Source organism: Micromonospora sp. BL4 (assembly GCF_003667505.1).
Lineage (GTDB): Bacteria > Actinomycetota > Actinomycetes > Mycobacteriales > Micromonosporaceae > Micromonospora.
Map to the genome: position 1 here is coordinate 1 of NZ_RCVJ01000095.1, position 21,401 is coordinate 21,401.

The window sequence follows — 21,401 nt, forward strand, 5'->3', positions numbered from 1 at the left end:
GACCGTGGACGACGGTCGGGCTGTGGTCGCGAACATCGCCGGCACCAGCGTCGACACCGACGGTGGGGTGCACTCCTTCGAGGGCGGGCACTACATCAGCGTGGTCGGGTACCGCGACGGCGGGAACATCGTGAAGATCGCCGACTCGGCCGATCCGAACACCGCCTCCTACGAGGTCACCGTCGAGCACCTCGCCGACTGGATCGCCACCCGCGGCTACGCCACCAGCTGACCGCAAACAGCATCACCGACAAGGGCCGGACCCCCAGGGGTCCGGCCCTTTCGTCATGCCTCACGGCCGGCGGCGGCGACCCCGGCCCGCCGGTCCGTCAGGCCGGGGCGGTGTCGGCGGCGAGGACCGCCAGGATCTGATCGCCGTACTTGGCGAGCTTGTTCTCGCCGACCCCGTTGACCCGGGACAGGTCGGCCAGCGAGGCCGGGGCGTCGCTCGCGATCTGCCGCAGCGTGGCGTCGTGGAAGATCACGTACGCCGGGACGCCCTGTTCCTTGGCGGTGGCCGCCCGCCAGGCACGCAGTCGCTCGAAGACCGCCGTGGCGGCCGGGCCCAGGTCCGCGACCACGGTGGCCGCGCCGCGCGGCTTCGTCGACCGGCTCGACGCCGGCTTCTCCGGCTCACGGCGCATCGTCACCGTGCGGCGGCGCCCCAGCACCTCGGCGCTCGCCTCGGTCAGCGCCAACGTGCCGTAGTCGCCCTCCACGGCGAGCAGACCCTCGGCAAGCAACTGCCGGACCACGCCCCGCCACTCGGCCTCGCTCAGCTCCGTGCCGATGCCGAAGACGGTGAGCGAGTCGTGGCCGTACTGGCTGATCTTGTCGGTCTGCTTGCCGAGCAGGATGTCGATGCAGTGGCCGGCGCCGAACCGCTGGTTGCGTTCGCGGTCCAGCCGAAAGACGGCGGAGAGCAGTTTCTGCGCGGCGACCGTGCCGTCCCAGGACTCCGGCGGGTTGAGGCAGGTGTCGCAGTTGCCGCAGGCCGCCGTCGCCCGCTCGCCGAAGTATTCGAGCAGCTGGACGCGCCGGCAGCGCACCGTCTCGCAGAGCGCGAGCATCGCGTCCAGGTGCGCGGCGAGGTTGCGGCGGTGCGCGAGGTCGCCGTCGGACGTCTCGATCATCTTGCGCTGCTGGACCACGTCCTGGAGCCCGTACGCCAGCCAGGCCGTGGACGGCAGCCCGTCCCGGCCGGCGCGGCCGGTCTCCTGGTAGTAGCCCTCGACCGACTTGGGCAGGTCGAGGTGCGCGACGAACCGGACGTCCGGCTTGTCGATGCCCATGCCGAAGGCGATGGTGGCCACCATCACCAGGCCGTCCTCGCGCAGGAAGCGCTGCTGGTTGGCGGCGCGGGTGGCCGCGTCCAGGCCGGCGTGGTACGGCAGTGCGGCGATCCCGTTGGCGGTGAGGAACTCGGCCGTCTTGTCCACCGAGGCGCGGGACAGGCAGTAGACGATACCGGCGTCGCCGGGGTGCTCGTCGCGCAGCAGCGCCAGCAACTGCTTGCGCGGCTCGCGCTTGGGCACGATCCGGTACTGGATGTTGGGCCGGTCGAAGCTGGCCACGAAGTGCCGGGCGTCGTCGAGCTTGAGCCGGCTGGCGATCTCGGTGCGGGTGGCGCTGGTCGCGGTGGCCGTCAGCGCGATGCGGGGCACCTCCGGCCACCGTTCGTGCAGCATCGACAGCGCCAGGTAGTCGGGGCGGAAGTCGTGCCCCCACTGGGACACGCAGTGCGCCTCGTCGATCGCGAACAGCCCGATCCGACCCCGGTCGAGCAGGGCGAGGGTGGACCGCACACCGAGCGCCTCCGGGGCCAGGTAGAGCAGGTCCAGCTCGCCGGCGAGGAAGGCCGCCTCGACCCGGCGCCGGGCGTCGAGGGTCTGGGTGGAGTTGAGGAAGCCGGCCCGGACGCCGACCGCGGTGAGCGCGTCCACCTGGTCCTGCATCAGGGCGATCAGTGGGGACACGACGACCGCCACGCCCTCGCGGACCAGGGCCGGGATCTGGTAGCACAGCGACTTGCCGCCACCGGTGGGCATCAGCACCAGCGCGTCGCCACCGGCGACCACGTGGTCGATCACCTCCTGCTGGAAGCCGCGGAAGGCGTCGTAACCGAACACCCGGCGCAGCACCGGCAGCGCGCCCTCGGTACGCAGGTCGGTGGGGGAAGCCATCCGCGGAGTCTACGAGCCGACCCCGACAGCGCACGCCCGGCGCACCCGAGGAGAGGGTGCCGGACCTCGGCCGGGCGGCGGGATAGAGTCGCTGATTGACCAATCGCGGCCGAGGGCGGCCGCGGCGCCACGGCTTGGGGGTACGGGTGAGCGAGGCGCGCAGAGCCAGTGACCGGATCGACGTCCCGGAGGCCATCGACGGGGAGCCGACGGCCGAGTCGGAGACCACGCTCGTGGTGGTCACCGGGCTTTCCGGCGGCGGTCGCAGCACGGTGGCCCGGGCGCTGGAGAACGTCGGCTACTACGTGGTGGACAACCTGCCGCAGGCGCTGATGCTCGACATGGCCGAGCTGGCGTTCAAGGCCGGCGGGGCGGCCCGGCGAACCGCGATGGTGCTGGACGTCCGCTCGCGCGCCTTCTCCACCGACCTGGCCGGGGCGATCCGTGAGCTCAAGGAGCGGGGCTTCTCGCCCCGGGTGGTCTTCGTCGACGCCGACGACGAGGTGCTGATCCGGCGGTTCGAGAGCGTCCGGCGGTCGCACCCGTTGCAGGGCGACGGTCGGTTGGCCGACGGCATCGCCGTGGAGCGTGGGCTGCTGGAGGAGGCGCGCGACCAGGCCGACGTGATCATCGACACCAGCCACCTGAACGTCAACCAGCTCCGGCGGCGCATCGAGGAGCTGTTCGGCGGCGAGGACGCCCGCCGGCTGCGGGTCACCGTGCTGTCGTTCGGCTTCAAGTACGGCCTGCCGCCGGACGCCGACTTCGTGTTGGACGCCCGGTTCCTGCCGAATCCGTACTGGGTGCCGGAGCTGCGCGAGCACACCGGGCGGGAGGAGGCGGTCAGCGCGTACGTGCTGGGCCAGGAGGGCGCCGACGCGTTCGTCGCCTCGTACGCCGACCTGGTCAACGCCACCACCGCCGGCTTCGAGCGGGAGGGCAAGCGGTACCTGACGGTGGCCGTGGGCTGCACCGGCGGCAAGCACCGCAGCGTGGCCATCGCCGAGGAGCTGGCCGGCCGGTTGCGCCAGTCCGGGTTGGCGGCCAACGCCCAGCACCGTGACCTGGGGCGAGAATGACGGCCCGTCGGGTGGTGGCGTTCGGCGGCGGGCACGGCCTCTCCGCCTCGCTGCGCGCGCTGCGCCACTGCGCTCCCGAACTCGACCTCGACATCACCGCGGTGGTCACGGTCGGCGACGACGGGGGGTCCAGCGGCCGGCTGCGGGCCGAGCGGGGTGGCCTGCCCCCGGGCGACCTGCGGCAGGCGCTGGTCGCGCTGGCCGGGGACCACCCCGCCACGCGGCGCAGCGCCGGGCTGTTCCAGCACCGTTTCGCCGCCGTGCCGGCCGGCGTACCCCCGCTCGGCGAAGCCGACCCGCCCCCGGCGGCGACCGACGGCCGTGACCCCGACCCGCGTGACCAGGGCACAAACGGCCAGGACGTAGACGGCCAGGGCGCAAACGGTCCCGGTGTCAACGGTCCCGGCGCGGAGCGGGTGAGCACCCGCGCCGACGGGCTGGCCGGGCACGCGGTCGGCAACCTGGTGCTCTGCGGGCTGATGGAGCTGCTCGGTGACCCGGTGGCCGCGCTGGAGCACGCCGGCGCGATGCTCGGCGCGGTCGGCCGGGTGCTGCCCATGTCCCGCGAACCGGTGGGCATCGAGGCGCGGGTGCGGGGCGCCGACCCGGCGGCTCCGGACGAGGTGCGCACCGTACGCGGCCAGCATCAGGTGGCGGTCACCACCGGGCGGGTCGAGTCGCTGCGGCTCAGCCCGACCGCCCCGGCGGCGTGCGCCGAGGCGCTGGCCGCGATCGGCGCCGCGGACTGGCTGATCTTCGGGCCGGGCAGCTGGTACACCAGCGTGCTGCCGCACCTGCTGGTGCCGCAACTGGCCGACGCGATCGTGTCCAGTCCGGCCCGGCGACTGGTCACGCTGAACCTCGCCGCGGAGAAGGAGACCCTGGGTCTCTCCGTCGCCGATCACCTCGCGGCGCTGCACTGGTACCTTCCCGAGCTCAAGGTGGATCTTGTCCTGGCTGACGCCAAGGCGGTGGGTGACCCCGAACCGGTCGAACGTGCGGCAGAATCGCTGGGTGCCCGCCTGGTCCTCGCCCCCGTCGCCGTCGTCGACGGCACTCCCCGCCATGATCCGGCTGCCCTGGGCGCCGCGCTGGTGCCTGTCCTGGGTGCCGATCGTTAGACACGTACGTAATCTCCGGCGACACGCCGGAACCGGTCCGTGAGGGGACGCACAATGGCGATGACGGCTGCGGTCAAGGACGAGCTGAGTCGGGTCGACGTGCCCAAGCCCTGCTGTCGGCGGGCGGAGATGGCCGCGCTGCTGCGCTTCGCGGGGGGCCTGCACATCGTCTCCGGCCGCGTGGTGGTGGAGGCGGAGCTGGACACCGGGGCGGTCGCCCGCCGGCTGCGGCGGGAGATCGCGGAGGTCTACGGGTACCCGAGCGAAATCCACGTGCTGGCCTCCGGCGGCCTGCGCAAGGGGAGCCACTTCATCGTCCGGGTGGTCAAGGACGGCGAGGCCCTGGCCCGGCAGACCGGCCTGCTGGACGTGCGCGGGCGGCCGGTGCGCGGCCTGCCCCCGCACGTGGTGGCGGCGAACGTCTGCTGCGCGGTCTCCGCCTGGCGGGGCGCGTTCATGGCGCACGGCTCGCTCACCGAGCCCGGCCGGTCCAGCGCCCTGGAGATCACCTGTCCGGGGCCGGAGTCGGCGCTGGCGCTGGTCGGCGCTGCCCGTCGGATCGGGATCGCCGCCAAGAACCGCGAGGTGCGCGGGGTGGACCGGGTGGTGGTCAAGGACGGTGACGCCATCGCCGCGCTGCTCACCCGGATCGGCGCGCACTCCAGCGTGCTGGCCTGGGAGGAGCGCCGGGTCCGTCGCGAGGTGCGCGCCACCGCCAACCGGTTGGCCAACTTCGACGACGCGAACCTGCGCCGCTCGGCCCGCGCCGCGGTGGCAGCCGCCGCGCGGGTGACCCGGGCGCTGGAGATCCTCGCCGACGAGGCCCCCAACCACCTGACCGACGCCGGTCGGCTGCGCCTGGAGCACCGGCAGGCGTCGCTGGAGGAGTTGGGCGCGCTGGCCGAGCCTCCGCTGACCAAGGACGCCATCGCCGGGCGGATCCGCCGGCTGCTGGCGTTGGCCGACAAGCGGGCGCGGGACCTCGGCATCCCGGATACCGAAGCTGCCGTCACGCCCGACATGCTCGTGGTCTGATAGGACGGTGGGGCCGCACGGTGCGCCCGGGAACACGACCCGGCGCAGCGTGGCCGCGCACGCTCGGATAAGGTCGCTGCGTACGGCAAGGGGGCCGACACCCGGCACTCCTCGTCGTGCCCCACCGCCTCGGGCGGTCAGGTCCTCAGACCGCGCGGCGGGGTGGCCGAGATGAACCGTCGACGGCCGGCTCCAACGGTCGGCGCACACCATTCCCGCCGGCCCGTTGTCTGAAGCCGGCGGACCAGAACGCGAGGAGATGGGACCTGTGACCATCCGGGTTGGCATCAACGGCTTCGGCCGGATCGGCCGTAACTTCTTCCGGGCAGTGCTGGCGTCCGACGCCGACATCGAGGTCGTGGCGGTGAACGACCTGACCGACAACGCCACGCTCGCCCACCTGCTCAAGTACGACAGCATCCTGGGTCGCCTGCCGTACGAGGTCAAGGCCACCGCCGACGAGATCACCGTCGGTGGCAAGACCATCAAGGCGTACGCCGAGAAGGACCCGGCGGCGCTGCCGTGGGGCGAGGTCGGCGCCGACGTCGTCATCGAGTCGACCGGCTTCTTCACCGACGCCACCAAGGCCAAGGCGCACGTCACCGGCGGGGCCAAGAAGGTCATCATCTCCGCCCCGGCGAAGAACGAGGACGTCACCGTCGTCATGGGTGTCAACCAGGACACCTACGACCCGGCGAAGCACACCATCATCTCCAACGCCTCCTGCACCACCAACTGCCTCGCCCCGATGGCGAAGGTGCTGCACGACACGTTCGGCATCCAGCACGGTCTGATGACGACGATCCACGCGTACACCCAGGACCAGAACCTCCAGGACGCCCCGCACAAGGACCTCCGCCGGGCCCGGGCCGCCGCGCTGAACATCGTGCCGACCTCGACCGGGGCCGCGAAGGCCATCGGCCTGGTGCTGCCGGAGCTGAAGGGCAAGCTCGACGGGTACGCCCTGCGGGTGCCGATCCCGACCGGCTCGGTCACCGACCTCACCGTCAACGTGGGTCGCGAGACCACCGTGGACGAGGTCAACGCCGCGCTGAAGGCCGCCGCGGACGGCCCGCTCAAGGGCATCCTGGTCTACAACGAGGACCCGATCGTCTCCACCGACATCGTGACCGACCCGGCGTCGTGCATCTTCGACGCGCCGCTGACCAAGGTTGTCGGCAACCAGGTCAAGGTCGTCGGCTGGTACGACAACGAGTGGGGCTACTCCAACCGCCTGGTCGACCTGGTCAAGCTGGTGGGTTCGTCGCTGTGAGCATCCGTACCCTCGACGATCTGCTCGCCGAGGGGGTGTCGGGTCGGCGCGTGCTGGTGCGCGCCGACCTGAACGTCCCGCTCGACAAGCAGACCGGTGACATCACGGATGACGGGCGCATCCGCGCGGTGCTGCCGACGTTGGGTGCGCTGGTCGAGGCCGGGGCCAAGGTGATCGTCTGTTCGCACCTGGGTCGCCCGAAGGGCACGCCGGACCCGCAGTTCAGCCTCAGCCCGGTCGCCGGGCGGCTGGGTGAGCTGCTCGGCGCGCCGGTGCACTTCGCCACCGACACGGTCGGCGACTCGGCCCGCTCCACCGTCGCGGGCCTGGCCGACGGCCAGGTCGCCCTGCTGGAGAACCTGCGCTTCAACGCCGGTGAGACCAGCAAGGACGACGCCGAGCGGGGCGCCTTCGCCGACCAGCTCGCCGCGTTCGGCGACGCGTACGTGGACGACGCGTTCGGCGCCGTGCACCGCAAGCACGCCAGCGTGTACGACGTGCCGGCGCGGCTTCCGCACGTGGCCGGCCGGCTGGTGCTGCGTGAGGTCGAGGTCCTCTCCAAGCTGACCGGTGACCCGGAGCGCCCGTACGTGGTGGTGCTCGGCGGGTCCAAGGTCTCCGACAAGCTGGCGGTGATCGAGGCCCTGCTGCCCACGGTCGACCGGCTGCTCATCGGCGGCGGGATGTGCTTCACCTTCCTCAAGGCCCAGGGTCTGGAGGTGGGCACCTCGCTGCTGGAGAAGGAGATGGTCGAGACCTGCGGCAATCTGCTCGAGCGGTCCGGGGGCAAGATCATGCTCCCGGTCGACGTGGTGGTGGCGGACGCGTTCGCGCCGGACGCCGCGCACGACACGGTCCGCGTCGACGGCATCCCGAGCCACCGGCTCGGTCTGGACATCGGCCCGGAGACGGTGGCGGGTTTCGCCGCCGCGTTGTCCCAGGCGAAGACGGTCTTCTGGAACGGCCCGATGGGCGTGTTCGAGATGCCGGCGTTCGCGGCCGGCACCCGGGGGGTCGCCGAGGCGATCACCAAGGCCGACGCGTTCAGCGTCGTCGGTGGTGGCGACTCCGCAGCTGCGGTCCGTGCCCTCGGGCTGGATGAGTCGTCCTTCGGGCACATCTCCACCGGTGGTGGCGCCTCCCTGGAATACCTGGAGGGCAAGACCCTCCCCGGCATCGCGGCCCTGGAGAACTGAATGGCGAGCACCACCCGCCGGCCACTGATGGCCGGCAACTGGAAGATGAACCTCAACCACCTCGAGGCCAATCTGCTGGTGCAGAAGCTGGCTGCGAGCCTCACCGAGAAGCAGCTCACCGACGTGGAGACGGTCGTCCTGCCGCCCTTCACCGACCTGCGCACCGTGCAGACGGCGGTGGACGGGGACAAGCTGCTGATCGGTTACGGCGCGCAGGACCTCTCCCCGCACGCCTCGGGCGCCTACACCGGGGACATCTCGGGGCAGATGCTGGCCAAGCTCGGCTGCTCGTACGTGGTCGTCGGGCACTCCGAGCGGCGGGCCTTCCACCACGAGGACGACGCGCTCGTCAACGCCAAGGTGAAGGCGGCGCTGACGCACGGGCTGACCCCGATCCTTTGCGTGGGGGAGGGGCTGGACGTCCGCGAGCAGGGCGGCCACGTGGCGCACTGCTCCGACCAGCTCGACGGTGGCCTCGCCGGGCTCACCCCCGAGCAGGTGCGGCAGGTGGTGATCGCGTACGAGCCGGTCTGGGCGATCGGCACCGGCAAGACCGCGACGCCGGAGGACGCCCAGGAGGTCTGCGGTGCGGTCCGCCAGCGGCTGGCGGCGCGCTTCGACCAGGACACCGCCGACCAGGTCCGGGTCCTCTACGGCGGCTCGGTCAAGGCGTCCAACATCGCCACGATCATGGCGATGGCGGACGTGGACGGGGGCCTGGTGGGGGGCGCCAGCCTGGACGCGGAGGAATTCGCGCAGATCTGCCGGTTCCCGGAGCACATCGCCCGCTGATCGCTCGGTATCCTTGACCCCGCCCGTCCACCGGTCGGTGCCACCGTGCCCGATCAGACCGGGCGAGGATCGCTACGAGAGGAACTGACCCCAGCCATGCCGATCTGGTTCGCATACACGTTGATCGTGTTGCTGGTCATCACGAGCATTCTGCTCACCTTGCTGATCCTGCTGCACCGCGGCAAGGGCGGCGGTCTGTCGAGCATGTTCGGCGGTGGAGTCAGCTCCAGCCTCGCCGGCTCCTCGGTGGCGGAGAAGAACCTGGACCGCTACACCGTCCTGGTGAGCGTCGTCTGGTTCGCCGCCATCATCGGGCTCGGGCTCTGGCTCCGCCTCCAGATGAACAGCGGCGCCTGAGCAGGCCCGTCAAGTCGTACAATCTGCGCGCGGTCCGTCACCAGACGGGCCGCGCGCAGGCTTTTCTCCGCTGCACCGCGTCGCCCGCCGCCCACCCCCGAAGACGGCGGGTCCCTCCGACGACAGGAGCGAGCAGCCGTGCCGAGTGGCAACGTCATCCGCGGCGCCCGGATCGGGTCCGCACCCGTCCGTCCGGACGAGCGACACCCTCCCGCCCCCCGACAGGACGTCACCTACTGGTGCCGCAACGACCACCGGACCTGCATCCGGATCGCCGCGGACGCCGTGGCGCCGCCGCTGTGGGACTGTCCCCGCTGTGGCCTGCCCGCCGGGCAGGACGCGCAGAACCCGCCCGGGCGGGCCCGCGCCGAGCCGTACAAGAGCCATTTGGCGTACGTGAAGGAGCGGCGTACCGCCGAGGAGGGCGAGGCGCTGCTGGCCGAGGCGCTCGCCGCGCTGCGCCGCCGCCGGGGCGAATGACAGGAGGGCCCCGCAACGCTGAGCGTTGACATGGGGCCCTTCCTTCCGCGTGAGGTGCGCGGCACTCAGCGCAGCGCGGGGTGCGCGGCGCTCAGCGCAGGCTGCGCAGCCGGGCCGGCACGTCGGCTGCCGCGGCCCGGTCCAGCAGCCACCGGGTACGGTCCACGCCGTGCACCCCGGCGGCCGGCACCTGCACCGGTCCGGCCCCGGCCAGGGCCATGCCGACCGCACGCGCCTTGTCCGCGCCGCCAGCCACCAGCCAGACCTCCTCGGCGGTGTTGATCGCCGGCAGGGTGAGGGTGGTGCGCACCGGCGGCGGCTTGGGGCTGCCCCGCACCGCACTGACCGGTCGGCTCTCGTAGTGCACCGGGTGCCCGGGGAAGACCGAGGCGACGTGCCCGTCCTCGCCGACGCCCAGCATCAGCACGTCGAAGTGCGGCAGCTCGGCGTGCCCGGGGCGGGCGGCGCGCGCCAGCTCGTCGGCGTACGCGGCGGCCGCCGCCTCGGGGTCGTTGCCGGCCGGGCCGTCGGAGGCGGGCATCGGGTGCACCCGGGCCGGGTCCAGCGGCACGACGTCCAGCAGCGCGGCTCGGGCCTGGGTCTCGTTGCGCTCCGGGTCGCCGGCGGGCAGGAACCGCTCGTCGCCCCACCACACGTCGACCCGGGACCAGTCGACCGCGTCGCGGGCCGGCAGGTGTGCCACCGCCCGGTAGACGGCCGCGGCGACGCGCCCACCCGTGAGCACCACCGAGGCCTCGCCCCGGTCGGCCTGGGCGTCGAGCAGCTTCACCAGCAGGCGGGCCGCCACGGCCTGCGCCAGCAGGTCGGCGTCGGCGTGCACGGCGACAGTCGCCTCACTCATCGGTTGTGCCTTCGTTTCCCGACCGCGGGGCGGTCGCTGTCGCGTCGTGCCCGGGCCGGTGCCCGGATGTGGCGGGGCGGGATGCCCCGGGAGGTTTCGGGGGCAGGGCCCGGGACCACCCGGCCCTGCCCCGACGTGGTGTACCGAACGTCGGCGGGCTCAGCGCTCGCCGCTCGTGCCGGCGTGCGCGGTGACCCCGGCCTCCGCGCGCTCGGCGGTGGCCGGATCCTTCCAGACGTGCACCCGCTGCGGTGGGCGCTGCTCCAGGCCGCGCAGCCCGGCGGTCGCGCCCAACGCCTCCGCGTACACCTGGTCGGCGTCCAGCCGGCGCAGCTCCTCGGCCAGCTCGTCGCCGAGCGGCCGACGCACCAGCGGCAGGGCCCGGTCGTCCTGGCCGGTCCGCCGGAACACCGCCATGCTGTCCTCGCGGGTGAGCGTCAGGTGGTCGCCGTTGGCGCAGGTCAGCTCCACCTCACGCATCCGGGGGAACTCGGGGGAGTCCACCCGGCGTGGGGTGATGTCGAGCCGGCTGCTCAGCCAACCGGCCATCAGCGCCGCCGTCGGGTCGCTCGGCGGCGCGACGATCGTCGCCTCGGTCACCCGCGCCTCGGTGGTGTCGAACGCCCCAGCGACCAGGGTCCGCCACGGGGTGATCCGGGTCCACGCCAGGTCGGTGTCGCCCGGGGCGTAGTCCCGGGCCCGCTGCCGCAGCGCCTCCACCGGGTCGGCGGCCTGCGCCGTGTCGGTGATCCGCCGGTCGGCGACCACGCCGAGGAAGTCGGTGGCGATCTCGGCCGGCGGTTCGCCGTGCCACCAGGTGACCACCGGCACGTCCGGGACCAGCAGCGGCATTACGACCGACTCGGCGTGCAGGGCCAGCCGCCCGTACATCCGGGTGACCACCGCCTCGCACGGGCCGAGCCGGCCACCGACCACGATCTCCGCGTCCAACCGGTTGCGGTCCCGCTCGATCTCGGAACGGACCACCACCACCAGCCGGCACGGGTGGGCGGCGGCCGCTATCGTCGCCGCCGCCTCCGCCTCCCGGACCCGCTTCTCGTCCACCACCACGATGAGGGTGAGCGCCATGCCGCTGGCCACCCCGCCGGCGCTGCGCCGCTCGGCGGCGAGCGCCTTGACCACCTCGTTGCCGGTGGTGTCCCACAGCCCGATCACTGGAGCCTCCTGGTTCGCTCGCTCGCGCCACCGCTTCGCGGCGGCGCGAGCGCCCCGCTGCTGTGCCCGCTGGTCCGCTCGGTCACGCGCGCCGCCAGGCGCGGTCCTCGCGGGCCAGCATCTCGTCGGCTGCCCGCGGCCCCCACTCGCCGGCGCGGTACGGCTCCGGCGTGGTGCCCGCCCAGGCGTGCTCCAGCGGGTCGATCACCTGCCAGCTCTGCTCGACCTCCGCCGCGTCCGGGAAGAGCGTGCGGTCGCCGATCAGCACGTCCAGCACCAGTCGCTCGTACGCCTCCGGGCTGGACTCGGTGAACGCCTCGCCGTACTGGAAGTCCATCGCGATGTCGCGGACCTCCATCGTGGTGCCCGGCACCTTCGAGCCGAACTTGAGCACCACGCCCTCGTCCGGCTGCACCCGGATGACGAGCTGGTTGTTGCCCAGCGACTCCATGTCGGCGTCGTTGAACGGCAGGTGCGGCGCCTTCTTGAACATGATGGCGACCTCGGTGACCCGCCGGGGCAGCCGCTTGCCGGCCCGGATGTAGAACGGCACCTCGGCCCAGCGGCGGTTCTGGATGCCCAGCCGCACCGCCACGTACGTCTCGGTGGTGGAATCGGCGGGTACGCCCTGCTCCTCCAGGTAGCCGACCGCGCGCTCGCCGCCGACCCACCCCGGCAGATACTGGCCGCGTACGGTGTCCCGGGCCACGTCCTTGGGCAGGGTGATCGCCTTGAGCACCTTCAGCTTCTCGGTCCGGATCTCGTCGGCGTCGAAGCTGGTCGGCTCCTCCATGGCCACCAGGGCCAGAAGCTGGAGCAGGTGGTTCTGGAGTACGTCGCGGGCGGTGCCGACGGTGTCGTAGAAACCCGCGCGGCTGCCGATGCCGACGTCCTCGGCCATGGTGATCTGCACCGAGTCGACGTACTTGGAGTTCCACAGCGGCTCGAACAGGTTGTTCGCGAACCGCAGGGCGAGGATGTTCTGGACGGTCTCCTTGCCCAGGTAGTGGTCGATCCGGAAGACGTCCTGGCGGGTGAAGACGTCGTCGACCAGGTCGTTGAGCGCCTTCGCCGAGGGCAGGTCGTTGCCGAACGGCTTCTCCACGACCACCCGGCGCCAGCCGCCGGACTTCTCGTTGTCGGCCATCCCGGTGCGGGCCAGCTGCTTGAGCACGACGGGGAACGCGGCCGGGGGGATGGAGAAGTAGAACGCCGCGTTGCCGGTGATGCCGTGGCTCTGCCGCAGCTCGTCCAGCGTCGTGGCGAGCTGGTCGAAGGCGGCGTCGTCGTCGAACGACCCGCCGACGAACTTGATGTTGCCGGCCAGCCGCGCCCAGACCTCGTCCCGCCACGGGGTACGCGCGTGCTTGCGCGCCGCCTCGCAGGCCAGCGTCTCGAAGTCGCCGTCACCCCAGTCGCGGCGGGCGAAGCCGAGCACCACGAAGCCGGGCGGGAGCAGCCCCCGGTTGGCCAGGTCGTAGACCGCCGGGAGCAGCTTCTTGCGGGCCAGGTCGCCGGTCACCCCGAAGATCACCAGAGCGCACGGCTCGGGGATCCGGGGCAGCCGGCGGTCCTGCGGGTCGCGCAGCGGGTTCACGCCGCCTCCTCGCTCCGCTTGTGTCACGTCGTCCATCCTCACGCCCGCAGCTCACCGGCCGCGTCGAGCAGTTGGGCGACGCCGGCGGCCCGGTCGGTCAGGTGCAGCCGCAGAAGCGGCCGCTCCCGGCCGGCGAGGGCCTGCCGGTCGCCGGCGGCCTGCGCCGCCTGCAACTCGCCGAAGGTGTACGGCTTGCCCGGCACCGGCAGGTCCTCGGCGACCGCGCCGGTCACCTGGAGGTAGCTGCCCACCTGCGGGCCGCCCTTGTGGTACTGACCGGTGGAGTGCAGGAACCGGGGACCCCAACCGAAGGTGACCGGCCGGCCGGCCGCTTCGGCCAGCAGCGCACGCAGCCGGCCCGCGTCCGCGTCGGCGAACCGGTCCAGGTACGCCATCACCGCCAGGTAGCCGTCGTCGCCCAACCCGTCGAGCAGCCAGCGCAGCACGCCGGCCAGGTCACCGGGGGCGCCCTGCGGCGCGTACACCTCGATCGCGCCCTCGGTGAACGACGGCGTCTCCGCCGGCAGGCCCGAGGCCAGGATCTTGTTGGTGTTCTCCTTGGACTCGGTGACGTTCGGCTGGTTGAACGGGTCGATCCCGAGCACCACCCCGGCCACCGCGGTCGCGTACTCCCAGGCCAGGAACTGCGCGCCCAGTGGACCGTTGACCGCCACGTCCGGGTTGGCGCCGCCGCCCGGAGCGTCCCCGGCGGCCAGTGACCCGCCGTAGGTGACGGTCAACACGTCCGGGCCGCTGGCGCCGGCGCTCTGCGGGGATTCCACCACCACCGGGAGGATGCCCACCCCGGCCTTGCCGGTCGACTCGGCGATCAACTGCTCGGCCCAGTCGCCGAACCCCTCGATCCCGGTGCCGTCGGAGATCAGCGCGACCTTGTCCCGGGCCAACGTGGCCGCGGCGCCCAGGGCGGCGCCCAGCGCGAGCGCGGGATTGTCCCGATCCTCGCCGAGCGACGCGGCCAGCTCGTCGGCCTGGTCGATCAGCTCCGCCACCTCGACCCCGGCCAGCGCCGAGGGCACCAGCCCGAACGCGGTCAGCGCCGAGTACCGGCCGCCCACGTTCGGGTCGGCCAGCACGGTGAACGCGCCCATCTCGGTGGCGGTGGCCTCCAACGGCGAGCCGGGATCGGTGACGATGACGAAGTGCCGACCGGCCTCCGCCTCGGTCATCCCGGCGTCCAGGAACGCCTGCCAGTAGGCGCGTCGGTGGCTGTCGGTCTCCACCGTCGAGCCGGACTTGCTGGCCACCACCACCACGGTGCGCTCCAGGCGGTCACCCAGCGCCGCCCGCACCTGGCCCGGGTCGGTCGTGTCCAGCACCGTCAGCGGTCGGCCCATGGTGCGGGCGATCACCTCCGGGGCCAGCGAGGAGCCGCCCATGCCGGCGAGCACCACGTGGTCCAGGTCGACCAGCTCCGCGGTCAGCTCGGCCAGCTGCACCAGCAGTTCCCGGCTACGCCGGTGGGTGTCCATCCAGCCGAGCCGGATCTTCGCCTCGGCCTCGGCGTCCGGCCCCCACAGGCTCGGGTCCTTGGCGGCCAGCCGGCCCGGGACCTCGTTCCTGACCAGCGCGTCCCGGGTCGAAGCGGGTGCGGACTTGTCGACGGCGTCCGCGCCGTACACGGCGAGCCCGGCGGCAGCCTCCACCGGCCCGCCCAACACGTCGCTCATGCGTTACCACCGGCCTGCTGGGCGGCCTTCGCGTTGCCCTTGGCGGCCTCGTTCGGGGAACCCTTGCCCGAGGCCGCCGCCTTGAGCGACTTGCGGACGCCGTCGATCAGCTCCTGCCAGCTGGTCTCGAACTTCTCCACGCCCTCGCGCTCCAGGGTCGCGATCACGTCGGCCATGTCCACCCCGACCGACTCCAGGTCGGCGAAGACCTTGCGGGCCGCGTCGTAGGAGCCGGTGATGGTGTCGGCGCTCGTCTCACCGTGGTCGGCGTACGCGTGGATGACCGCCTCCGGCATGGTGTTGACCGTGCCGGGCGCGATCAGCTCCTCGACGTAGATGACGTCCCGGTAGTCCGGGTTCTTCGTCGAGGTGGAGGCCCACAGCGGCCGCTGGGGGTGCGCGCCGGCGTCGGCGAGCGCCTGCCAGCGGTCGGAGGAGAACACCTCGCTGTAGCGCTCGTACGCCAGCTGGGCGTTGGCGATCGCCGCCTTGCCCCGCAGCGCCTTCGCCTGCTCGGAGCCGATCTTCTCGAGCCGCTTGTCGACCTCGGAGTCGACGCGGGAGACGAAGAAGGACGCCACCGACCCGATGGTGGACAGGTCGTGCCCGTTCGCCTTGGCCTGCTCCAAGCCGGCCAGGAACGCCTCCATCACCGCGGAGTAGCGGTCCAACCCGAAGATCAGGGTCACGTTGACGCTGATCCCCTCGGCCAGCGTGGCGGTGATCGCCGGCAGGCCCGCCTCGGTGGCCGGGATCTTGATGAAGAGGTTGGGCCGGTCGACCAGCCACCACAGCGCCTTGGCCTCGGCGACCGTCCGGTCGCTCTCGTGCGCCAGCCGCGGGTCCACCTCGATGGAGACCCGGCCGTCGACGCCCGCGCTGCCGTCGTACGAGGGACGCATCACGTCGCAGGCCCAGCGCACGTCGTACGTGGTGAGCATGCGCACCGCCTCTTCGACGTCCACCCCCCGCATGGCGAGGTCGCGCAGCTGCCAGTTGTACTCGTCGGCGTCGCTCAGCGCCTTGGCGAAGATCGTGGGGTTCGTGGTCACCCCGGCCACGTGCTTCTCCCGGCGGAGCTGGTCCAGCCCGCCGGAGCTCAGGCGTACCCGGGAAAGATCGTCCAGCCACACCGCCACACCCGCGGCGGTGAGCTCACTCAGCCTGTCCGTCATGCCGTCCACGCTCCCCTCAGTTGCCGGTCGTGAAACCGGTGATGTCGCCCACCCGGGCCAGCGAGGCATGTGCCGCCGCCACGATCCGGTCGGGGGTGAACCCGAACTGCTCGAAGAGCACGGTGTGCGGGGCACTCGCGCCGTAGTGCTCCAGGCTGACGCTCTCGCCGAGGTCGCCGACCACGCCGCGCCAGGACATCGCGATGCCCGCCTCCACGCTCACCCGTGCCTTTACCCCGCGTGGGAGCACCGACTCCCGGTACGCCTCGTCCTGCTCGTAGAACCACTCCTGGCAGGGCATCGAGACCACCCGGGTGGGCGTGCCGTCGGCCTCCAGGCGCTCGCGGGCGGTCAGGCAGAGCTGCACCTCCGACCCGGTGCCGATGATGATCACCTGCGGCTTGCCGTTGGACGCCTCGGCCAGCACGTAGCCGCCCTTGGCCACGCCGTCCGCGCCGCCCAGGACCGCACGGTCCAGCGTCGGCAGCGGCTGGCGGCTCAGCGCCAGCGCGGTCGGCCGGTCGGTGTGCTCCAGCGCCAGCCGCCAGGCCCAGGCGGTCTCGTTGGCGTCGGCCGGACGGACCACGTCCAGGCCGGGGATGGCGCGCAGGGCGGTCAGGTGCTCCACCGGCTGGTGGGTGGGACCGTCCTCGCCGAGGCCGATCGAGTCGTGCGTCCAGACGTACGTCACCGGCAGCTTCATCAGCGCGGCCAGCCGCACCGAGGGGCGCATGTAGTCGCTGAACACCAGGAAGGTGCCGCCGTACGGGCGGGTGCCGCCGTGCAGGGCGATGCCGTTGAGGATCGCGCCCATGGCGTGCTCGCGGATGCCGAAGTGCAGCGTGCGGCCGTACTCGTGGCCGGGGAAGTCCTTGGTGGCGTGCGACGCCGGGATGAAGGACGGCTCGCCCTTCATGGTGGTGTTGTTGCTCTCGGCCAGGTCGGCCGAGCCGCCCCACAGCTCCGGCAGCACCGGAGCGAGCGCCTCCAGCACCTTGCCGGAGGCGGCCCGGGTGGCCACGCCCTTGGCGTCGGCGGGGAAGGTGGGCAGCGCGTCGGCCCAGCCCTCGGGCAGCACCCGGCCGGCCATCCGCTCGTAGAGCGCCGTGCGCTCCGGGTTGGCGGCCTTCCAGGCGTCGAACGCGGTGGTCCACTGCTCCTGGGCGGCGGCGCCGCGGCCCATCACCGTCCGGGCGTGGCCGAGCACCTCCTCGTCGACGTCGAAGCTCTTGTCCGGGTCGAAGCCGAGGATCCGCTTGGTGGCCTTCACCTCGTCGGCGCCGAGCGCCGAACCGTGGATCTTGCCGGTGTTCTGCTTGTTGGGCGCGGGCCAGCCGATGATGGTGCGCAGCGCGATGAAGGAGGGACGCCCGGTCTCCGCCTTGGCGGCCAGCAGCGCCTGGTGGAGCGCCTCGGCGTCCTCGTGGTAGTCGCCCTGGTCGGCGTCGCCGCTGCGCCAGTCGACGGTCTGCACGTGCCAGCCGTACGCCTCGTAGCGGGCGGCCACGTCCTCGCTCTTGGCGATCCGGGTGTCGTCCTCGATCGAGATCTCGTTGTCGTCGTAGATCACCGTGAGGTTGCCCAGCTGCTGGTGCCCGGCGAGGGCGCTGGCCTCGTGGCTGATGCCCTCCTCGATGTCACCGTCGGAGACGATGCACCAGATGTCGTGGTCGAAGACGGACGCGCCGGGCTCGGTCTCCGGGTCGAACAGGCCGCGCTCACGGCGGGACGCCATGGCCATGCCGACCGCGTTGCCCAGGCCCTGGCCGAGCGGACCGGTGGTGGTCTCCACGCCCGGGGTGTGCCCGTGCTCGGGGTGACCCGGGGTGAGCGAGCCCCACTGCCGCAGCGACTGCAGGTCGGACAGGCTCATCGGGTAGCCGGAGAGGAACAGCTGGATGTAGAGCGTCAGGCTGGAGTGCCCGGCGGAGAGCACGAACCGGTCCCGACCGGGCCAGTTCGGGTCGGCGGGGTTGTGCCGCATGACCCGGTTGAAGAGCAGGTAGGCCGCGGGCGCGAGGCTCATCGCGGTGCCCGGGTGGCCGTTGCCGGATTTCTCCACGGCGTCCATGGCCAGCACGCGGACGGTGTCGACGGCCCGGCGGTCGAGGTCGGTCCAGTTGAGTGCGGAGTGCTCGGGTCGGTTGGCAGCCACGATGGTTGTGCTCCTCGGCAAGATGGGCGGAACCCTCACTGGTGACCCTATCGAGCGTGCCTAAACGTCCGCCCGGGGATCTCTGCATGGTGTGCGGTACGTGACGGCGCGTCGCGTCGTTCAACCCGGTGGTGTGACGGCCCGCACCGTTGTCGGGTCGGCCGGGCAGCCAAAACGACAACGCGTAGTGTGTGGGTCGGTATGCGGACCCGGACCGGGTCCTGCTGATCCGATCTCCCCGTGCCGAATGCCGGAAGGTGGCAATCCGTGAGCATGATCACCGAGCGCCCCGCGAGCAACCCTGCCGGGCGGCCCCCGGCTCGGGCGGTCGAGGGTCCGGTGGCGCGGCGGGACGTGCGCGCGGTCCTCTCGGCGTACGTGGCGCTCACCAAGCCGCGGATCGTGGAGCTGCTGCTGGTCACCACCGTCCCCGCGATGATGCTCGCCGACGGCGGTCTGCCGTCGCTGTGGCTGATGGCCGTGGTGCTGGTCGGTGGCTCGCTCGCCGCGGGCGCGGCCAGCGTGCTCAACTGCTACATCGACCGGGACATCGACCAGTTGATGCGGCGCACCAAGCGCCGCCCGCTGCCGGCGCACACCGTGTCGCCGCGGAGCGCGCTGGTCTTCGGTCTGGTGCTGGCGGCGATCTCGGTCGTCCTGATGGCGGCGTTCACCAACCTGCTGGCCGCCGCGCTGACCCTAGCCGCGATCGCCTACTACGACCTCGTCTACACGCTGTGGCTCAAGCGCTCCACCGCGACCAACACCTTCTGGGGCGGGGCCTGCGGGGCCGCGCCGGTGCTGATCGGCTGGGCGGCGGTGACCGGCTCGCTGGCGCCCGCCGCCTGGGGGCTGTTCGCGGTGGTCTTCTTCTGGCAGATGCCGCACTTCTACCCGCTCGCCATGAAGTACAAGGACGACTACGCCCGCGCCGGGATCCCGATGCTGCCGGTGGTGGCCTCGACCCGCCGGGTGAACGCCGAGATCCTGATCTTCGCCTGGCTCACCGTGCTCACCTCGCTGGCGGTCTGGCCGCTGGGGCTCAGCGCGATCTACGGCGTACCGACCCTGGTGGTGGGTGCCATCTTCCTGGTCGAGGCGCACCGCCTCTGCGGGCGGGCGAAGCGCGGCGAGGCGGTCAAGCCGATGCGGCTGTTCCACTGGTCGACGACGTACCTGACCATCGTCTTCGTCGCCGTCGCTGTCGACGCGCTGATCTGACCTCCCCGCGCGTCCGGGGTAAATTCTTCGACTAATCACAGTCATGGATGAGTTGTCCGGGTTTAACGTCACATCAGAGTAACTATCGGCATGAGTCGGATCGACTCAACTTGCGGCGATTGAATCCTGATTTACCCGGATGTTTTGAAGTGCAAAGTCCGGATAAAACCGGACAAGCAACCTGTGGTCTTCCTTAAACCTGTAGGTAATTGGCATCACAAAAGCTTCATGGTTCTCACCCGTGTGAGTGGAACTCTGCTTAGGCTTCGCGTCATGGCAGATGGTTCCGATACGACGCTGACGGCCGAGCAGACCGCCGCCGAGCAGGCGCCCCACGGCCTGGTCGCGGGCCTCAGGGCGTTCGCCGCCGGACACGGCGGAGCGAAGGCGGTCATCGAGTACGTCGGCAAGCGTGGCGCGCGAATCGTCCTCGTGGGTACCGACGGTGAGTGGGGCGACCAGTTCGCCGACGACACCGTCACCGCCCGGGAGGCGTGCGCCAAGGCGGGAGTCACCGTCGAGAACGCCTGGGAGCGTGAACTGATGGACCAGATGCGTCCGAGCAACGACCTGTGGCGGTCGATGGCCCGGCGCACGATGGCCCGCTGAGAATAGACACCTGAATTGACCGACAATCGCCAGTCGACCCGGGGGAAACCCCGGGTCGCTCTCGTCACCTGCACCGAAATCGCCGACCTCGACCCGGACGACCGGCTGGTCCTCGCACCGCTCGCCGCCCGGGGGATCGCGGCCGAGGCGGCCCTCTGGGACGACCCCGACGTCGACTGGTCCGCCTACGACCTCGTCGTGCTGCGCTCGCCGTGGGACTACGCGTTGCGCCGCGACGAGTTCGTCGCCTGGGCCTCCTCCGTGCCGACGCTGGTCAATCCCGCCGAGGTGGTGCGCTGGAACACCGACAAGCGCTACCTCGCCGAGCTGAGCGCGGCCGGTGTGCCGACCGTGCCGACGTCCTGGGTCGAGCCGGGGGAGACCTGGCAGCCGCCGGCCGACTCCGGCGAGTACGTGATCAAGCCGGCGGTCAGCGCGGGCAGCCAGGACACCGGGCGGTACGACCTGGCCGACCCGGAACACCGGGAACTCGCCGCGGCGCACGTACGCCGGCTCTCCGACGCCCGTCGGGTGACGATGGTTCAGCCGTACCTGACGGCGGTCGACACCGAGGGCGAGACGGCGCTGCTCTTCCTGGCCGGCCCGGACGGGCTGGCGTTCAGCCACGCGATCCGCAAGGGTCCGATGCTGACCGGGCCGGACCTCGGCCCGGACGGGCTCTACAAGGCGGAGGAGATCACCGCCCGCACCGCCCGCCCGGACCAGCTCGACGTGGCGGAGCGGACGCTGGCCACGGTGCCCGGCGGGACGCGGCAGCTGCTCTACGCGCGGGTCGACCTGATCCCCGGCCCGGACGGCGACCCGGTCCTGGTCGAGCTGGAGCTGACCGAGCCCTCGCTCTTCCTCGGCCACGCCGACTGGGCACCCGACCGCCTCGCCGAGGCCGTCACCACCCACCTGGCCCGCCGCGGCTGACCCCACCGGGCGTCCCCGCCTCGATCCGCGCAACTTCACTGAAGTTGTGGCCTCACCGCGCCACGACCCCACACTTTCCCTGAAGTTGCGCGCATCTCGGCTCGGGCGGACCGACCCCGCAGGTGGTAGTCAGACGTCCTTTGCTCTGCATACCTCCATGCGACACCCGGCGTCCGATCTCCGGACCGTGGGTGTCGCATGGAGGTAAGCAGAGCAAAGCGTGCGGATGGTGTGGCCGCCGCCGACACCGCGTGGCGGGCTCCCGTCAGCGGGGCGTGTGGTAGGGCTTTGGGCGACAAGACCGCGCAACATCGTGGATGTAGTGGCATTCAGCGCGGCGGATACCACTAGAACCAGGATCGAGCGTGGCACCCGGCGTGCGGCGCGCAGGGGCGGGGCACGGCAGGGGCAGCAGGGTCAGCGACGCCCGCGGCTGTCCCTTATACACATCTGACGCTGCCGACGA

At 71.9% G+C, this 21,401-nt stretch carries 19 protein-coding genes; 12 read left to right on the forward strand and 7 right to left on the reverse strand.

All coding sequences use genetic code 11. The annotated features are described in order from the left end of the window. The coding region (locus tag EAD89_RS08915) for a C39 family peptidase (RefSeq protein WP_199733451.1) at positions 1-232 on the forward strand (232 nt) is incomplete at its 5' end. Positions 233-329: 97 nt separating this feature from the next. Here the strand turns inward: EAD89_RS08915 and recQ are convergent. Continuing rightward, positions 330-2,183: a DNA helicase RecQ gene (gene recQ, locus EAD89_RS08920; RefSeq protein ID WP_121675404.1), complete on the reverse strand. Its 1,854-nt coding sequence runs from the start codon at positions 2,181-2,183 to the stop codon at positions 330-332. Between the two features lie 176 nt (positions 2,184-2,359). Between recQ and rapZ the strand changes: the two genes are divergently transcribed. The 8 genes from rapZ to EAD89_RS08960 all read left to right on the forward strand — a co-directional run bounded on the left by rapZ (position 2,360) and on the right by EAD89_RS08960 (position 9,516). Beyond that, complete coding sequence (gene rapZ, locus EAD89_RS08925; RefSeq protein WP_233578389.1) at positions 2,360-3,262, forward strand: RNase adapter RapZ; 903 nt, start codon at positions 2,360-2,362, stop codon at positions 3,260-3,262. Then, positions 3,259-4,383 (forward strand): 2-phospho-L-lactate transferase CofD family protein, encoded by a 1,125-nt coding sequence (locus EAD89_RS08930; RefSeq protein WP_121675405.1) that lies wholly within the window; start codon positions 3,259-3,261, stop codon positions 4,381-4,383. The genes rapZ and EAD89_RS08930 overlap by 4 nt, the downstream gene beginning before the upstream one ends. Positions 4,384-4,437: 54 nt before the next feature. Further along, positions 4,438-5,418: a DNA-binding protein WhiA gene (gene whiA / locus EAD89_RS08935; RefSeq protein WP_121653044.1), complete on the forward strand. Its 981-nt coding sequence runs from the start codon at positions 4,438-4,440 to the stop codon at positions 5,416-5,418. A 268-nt stretch (positions 5,419-5,686) separates the two neighbouring features. Then, positions 5,687-6,691 carry a type I glyceraldehyde-3-phosphate dehydrogenase gene (gene gap, locus EAD89_RS08940; protein WP_121653043.1) on the forward strand — a complete coding sequence of 335 codons (1,005 nt, stop codon included), beginning with the start codon at positions 5,687-5,689 and terminating at the stop codon, positions 6,689-6,691. Next, positions 6,688-7,887, forward strand: coding sequence for a phosphoglycerate kinase (gene pgk / locus EAD89_RS08945; protein ID WP_121675406.1), 1,200 nt, complete (start codon positions 6,688-6,690; stop codon positions 7,885-7,887). The genes gap and pgk overlap by 4 nt, the downstream gene beginning before the upstream one ends. Further along, positions 7,888-8,679 (forward strand): triose-phosphate isomerase, encoded by a 792-nt coding sequence (tpiA, locus tag EAD89_RS08950; protein WP_121653041.1) that lies wholly within the window; start codon positions 7,888-7,890, stop codon positions 8,677-8,679. A 96-nt stretch (positions 8,680-8,775) separates the two neighbouring features. Next, positions 8,776-9,036: a preprotein translocase subunit SecG gene (gene secG, locus EAD89_RS08955; RefSeq protein ID WP_121653040.1), complete on the forward strand. Its 261-nt coding sequence runs from the start codon at positions 8,776-8,778 to the stop codon at positions 9,034-9,036. Between the two features lie 138 nt (positions 9,037-9,174). Then, on the forward strand, positions 9,175-9,516 hold the full coding sequence (locus tag EAD89_RS08960) for an RNA polymerase-binding protein RbpA (RefSeq protein ID WP_121653039.1): 342 nt from the start codon (positions 9,175-9,177) through the stop codon (positions 9,514-9,516). A gap of 91 nt (positions 9,517-9,607) precedes the next feature. Here EAD89_RS08960 and pgl read toward each other — a convergent pair whose 3' ends face one another. From pgl to tkt, 6 genes are all read right to left on the reverse strand, one after another. Beyond that, positions 9,608-10,378, reverse strand: a complete 771-nt coding sequence (gene pgl / locus EAD89_RS08965) for a 6-phosphogluconolactonase (protein ID WP_121675407.1) — start codon at positions 10,376-10,378, stop codon at positions 9,608-9,610. A gap of 159 nt (positions 10,379-10,537) precedes the next feature. After that, complete coding sequence (locus EAD89_RS08970) at positions 10,538-11,554, reverse strand: glucose-6-phosphate dehydrogenase assembly protein OpcA (RefSeq protein WP_121653037.1); 1,017 nt, start codon at positions 11,552-11,554, stop codon at positions 10,538-10,540. 82 nt (positions 11,555-11,636) lie between these two features. Continuing rightward, positions 11,637-13,187, reverse strand: a complete 1,551-nt coding sequence (gene zwf, locus EAD89_RS08975; RefSeq protein WP_121653036.1) for a glucose-6-phosphate dehydrogenase — start codon at positions 13,185-13,187, stop codon at positions 11,637-11,639. A 2-nt stretch (positions 13,188-13,189) separates the two neighbouring features. Next, entirely contained in the window at positions 13,190-14,839 is a 1,650-nt protein-coding gene (locus tag EAD89_RS08980) for a glucose-6-phosphate isomerase (RefSeq protein WP_121675408.1), read from the reverse strand. Next, positions 14,836-16,014 carry a transaldolase gene (gene tal / locus EAD89_RS08985; RefSeq protein ID WP_121653050.1) on the reverse strand — a complete coding sequence of 393 codons (1,179 nt, stop codon included), beginning with the start codon at positions 16,012-16,014 and terminating at the stop codon, positions 14,836-14,838. Before tal ends, EAD89_RS08980 begins: the two co-directional genes overlap by 4 nt. 16 nt (positions 16,015-16,030) lie before the next feature. Continuing rightward, positions 16,031-18,169 carry a transketolase gene (tkt, locus tag EAD89_RS08990; protein WP_121675409.1) on the reverse strand — a complete coding sequence of 713 codons (2,139 nt, stop codon included), beginning with the start codon at positions 18,167-18,169 and terminating at the stop codon, positions 16,031-16,033. Between the two features lie 267 nt (positions 18,170-18,436). Between tkt and EAD89_RS08995 the strand changes: the two genes are divergently transcribed. The 3 genes from EAD89_RS08995 (at position 18,437) to EAD89_RS09005 (ending at position 20,935) form a co-directional block, all read left to right on the forward strand. Then, positions 18,437-19,390 carry a heme o synthase gene (locus EAD89_RS08995; protein WP_121653033.1) on the forward strand — a complete coding sequence of 318 codons (954 nt, stop codon included), beginning with the start codon at positions 18,437-18,439 and terminating at the stop codon, positions 19,388-19,390. 273 nt (positions 19,391-19,663) lie between these two features. Then, positions 19,664-19,999, forward strand: coding sequence for a hypothetical protein (locus EAD89_RS09000; RefSeq protein ID WP_121653032.1), 336 nt, complete (start codon positions 19,664-19,666; stop codon positions 19,997-19,999). A 15-nt stretch (positions 20,000-20,014) separates the two neighbouring features. After that, the gene (locus EAD89_RS09005) at positions 20,015-20,935 is read left to right on the forward strand and encodes a RimK family alpha-L-glutamate ligase (RefSeq protein ID WP_121653031.1); all 921 of its coding nucleotides are present in this window, start codon (positions 20,015-20,017) and stop codon (positions 20,933-20,935) included. Positions 20,936-21,401 lie beyond the last annotated feature (466 nt).

What these genes read in the sequence shown, in the direction of transcription:
- secG (WP_121653040.1), top strand. Translation starts at nt 8,776, where the DNA reads ATGCCGATCTGGTTCGCATACACGTTGATCGTGTTGCTGGTCATCACG.
- pgl (WP_121675407.1), bottom strand. Translation starts at nt 10,378, where the DNA reads ATGAGTGAGGCGACTGTCGCCGTGCACGCCGACGCCGACCTGCTGGCG.
- recQ (WP_121675404.1), bottom strand. Translation starts at nt 2,183, where the DNA reads ATGGCTTCCCCCACCGACCTGCGTACCGAGGGCGCGCTGCCGGTGCTG.
- tpiA (WP_121653041.1), top strand. Translation starts at nt 7,888, where the DNA reads ATGGCGAGCACCACCCGCCGGCCACTGATGGCCGGCAACTGGAAGATG.
- EAD89_RS08980 (WP_121675408.1), bottom strand. Translation starts at nt 14,839, where the DNA reads ATGAGCGACGTGTTGGGCGGGCCGGTGGAGGCTGCCGCCGGGCTCGCC.
- tal (WP_121653050.1), bottom strand. Translation starts at nt 16,014, where the DNA reads ATGACGGACAGGCTGAGTGAGCTCACCGCCGCGGGTGTGGCGGTGTGG.
- EAD89_RS08930 (WP_121675405.1), top strand. Translation starts at nt 3,259, where the DNA reads ATGACGGCCCGTCGGGTGGTGGCGTTCGGCGGCGGGCACGGCCTCTCC.
- EAD89_RS09000 (WP_121653032.1), top strand. Translation starts at nt 19,664, where the DNA reads ATGGCAGATGGTTCCGATACGACGCTGACGGCCGAGCAGACCGCCGCC.
- zwf (WP_121653036.1), bottom strand. Translation starts at nt 13,187, where the DNA reads ATGGACGACGTGACACAAGCGGAGCGAGGAGGCGGCGTGAACCCGCTG.
- whiA (WP_121653044.1), top strand. Translation starts at nt 4,438, where the DNA reads ATGGCGATGACGGCTGCGGTCAAGGACGAGCTGAGTCGGGTCGACGTG.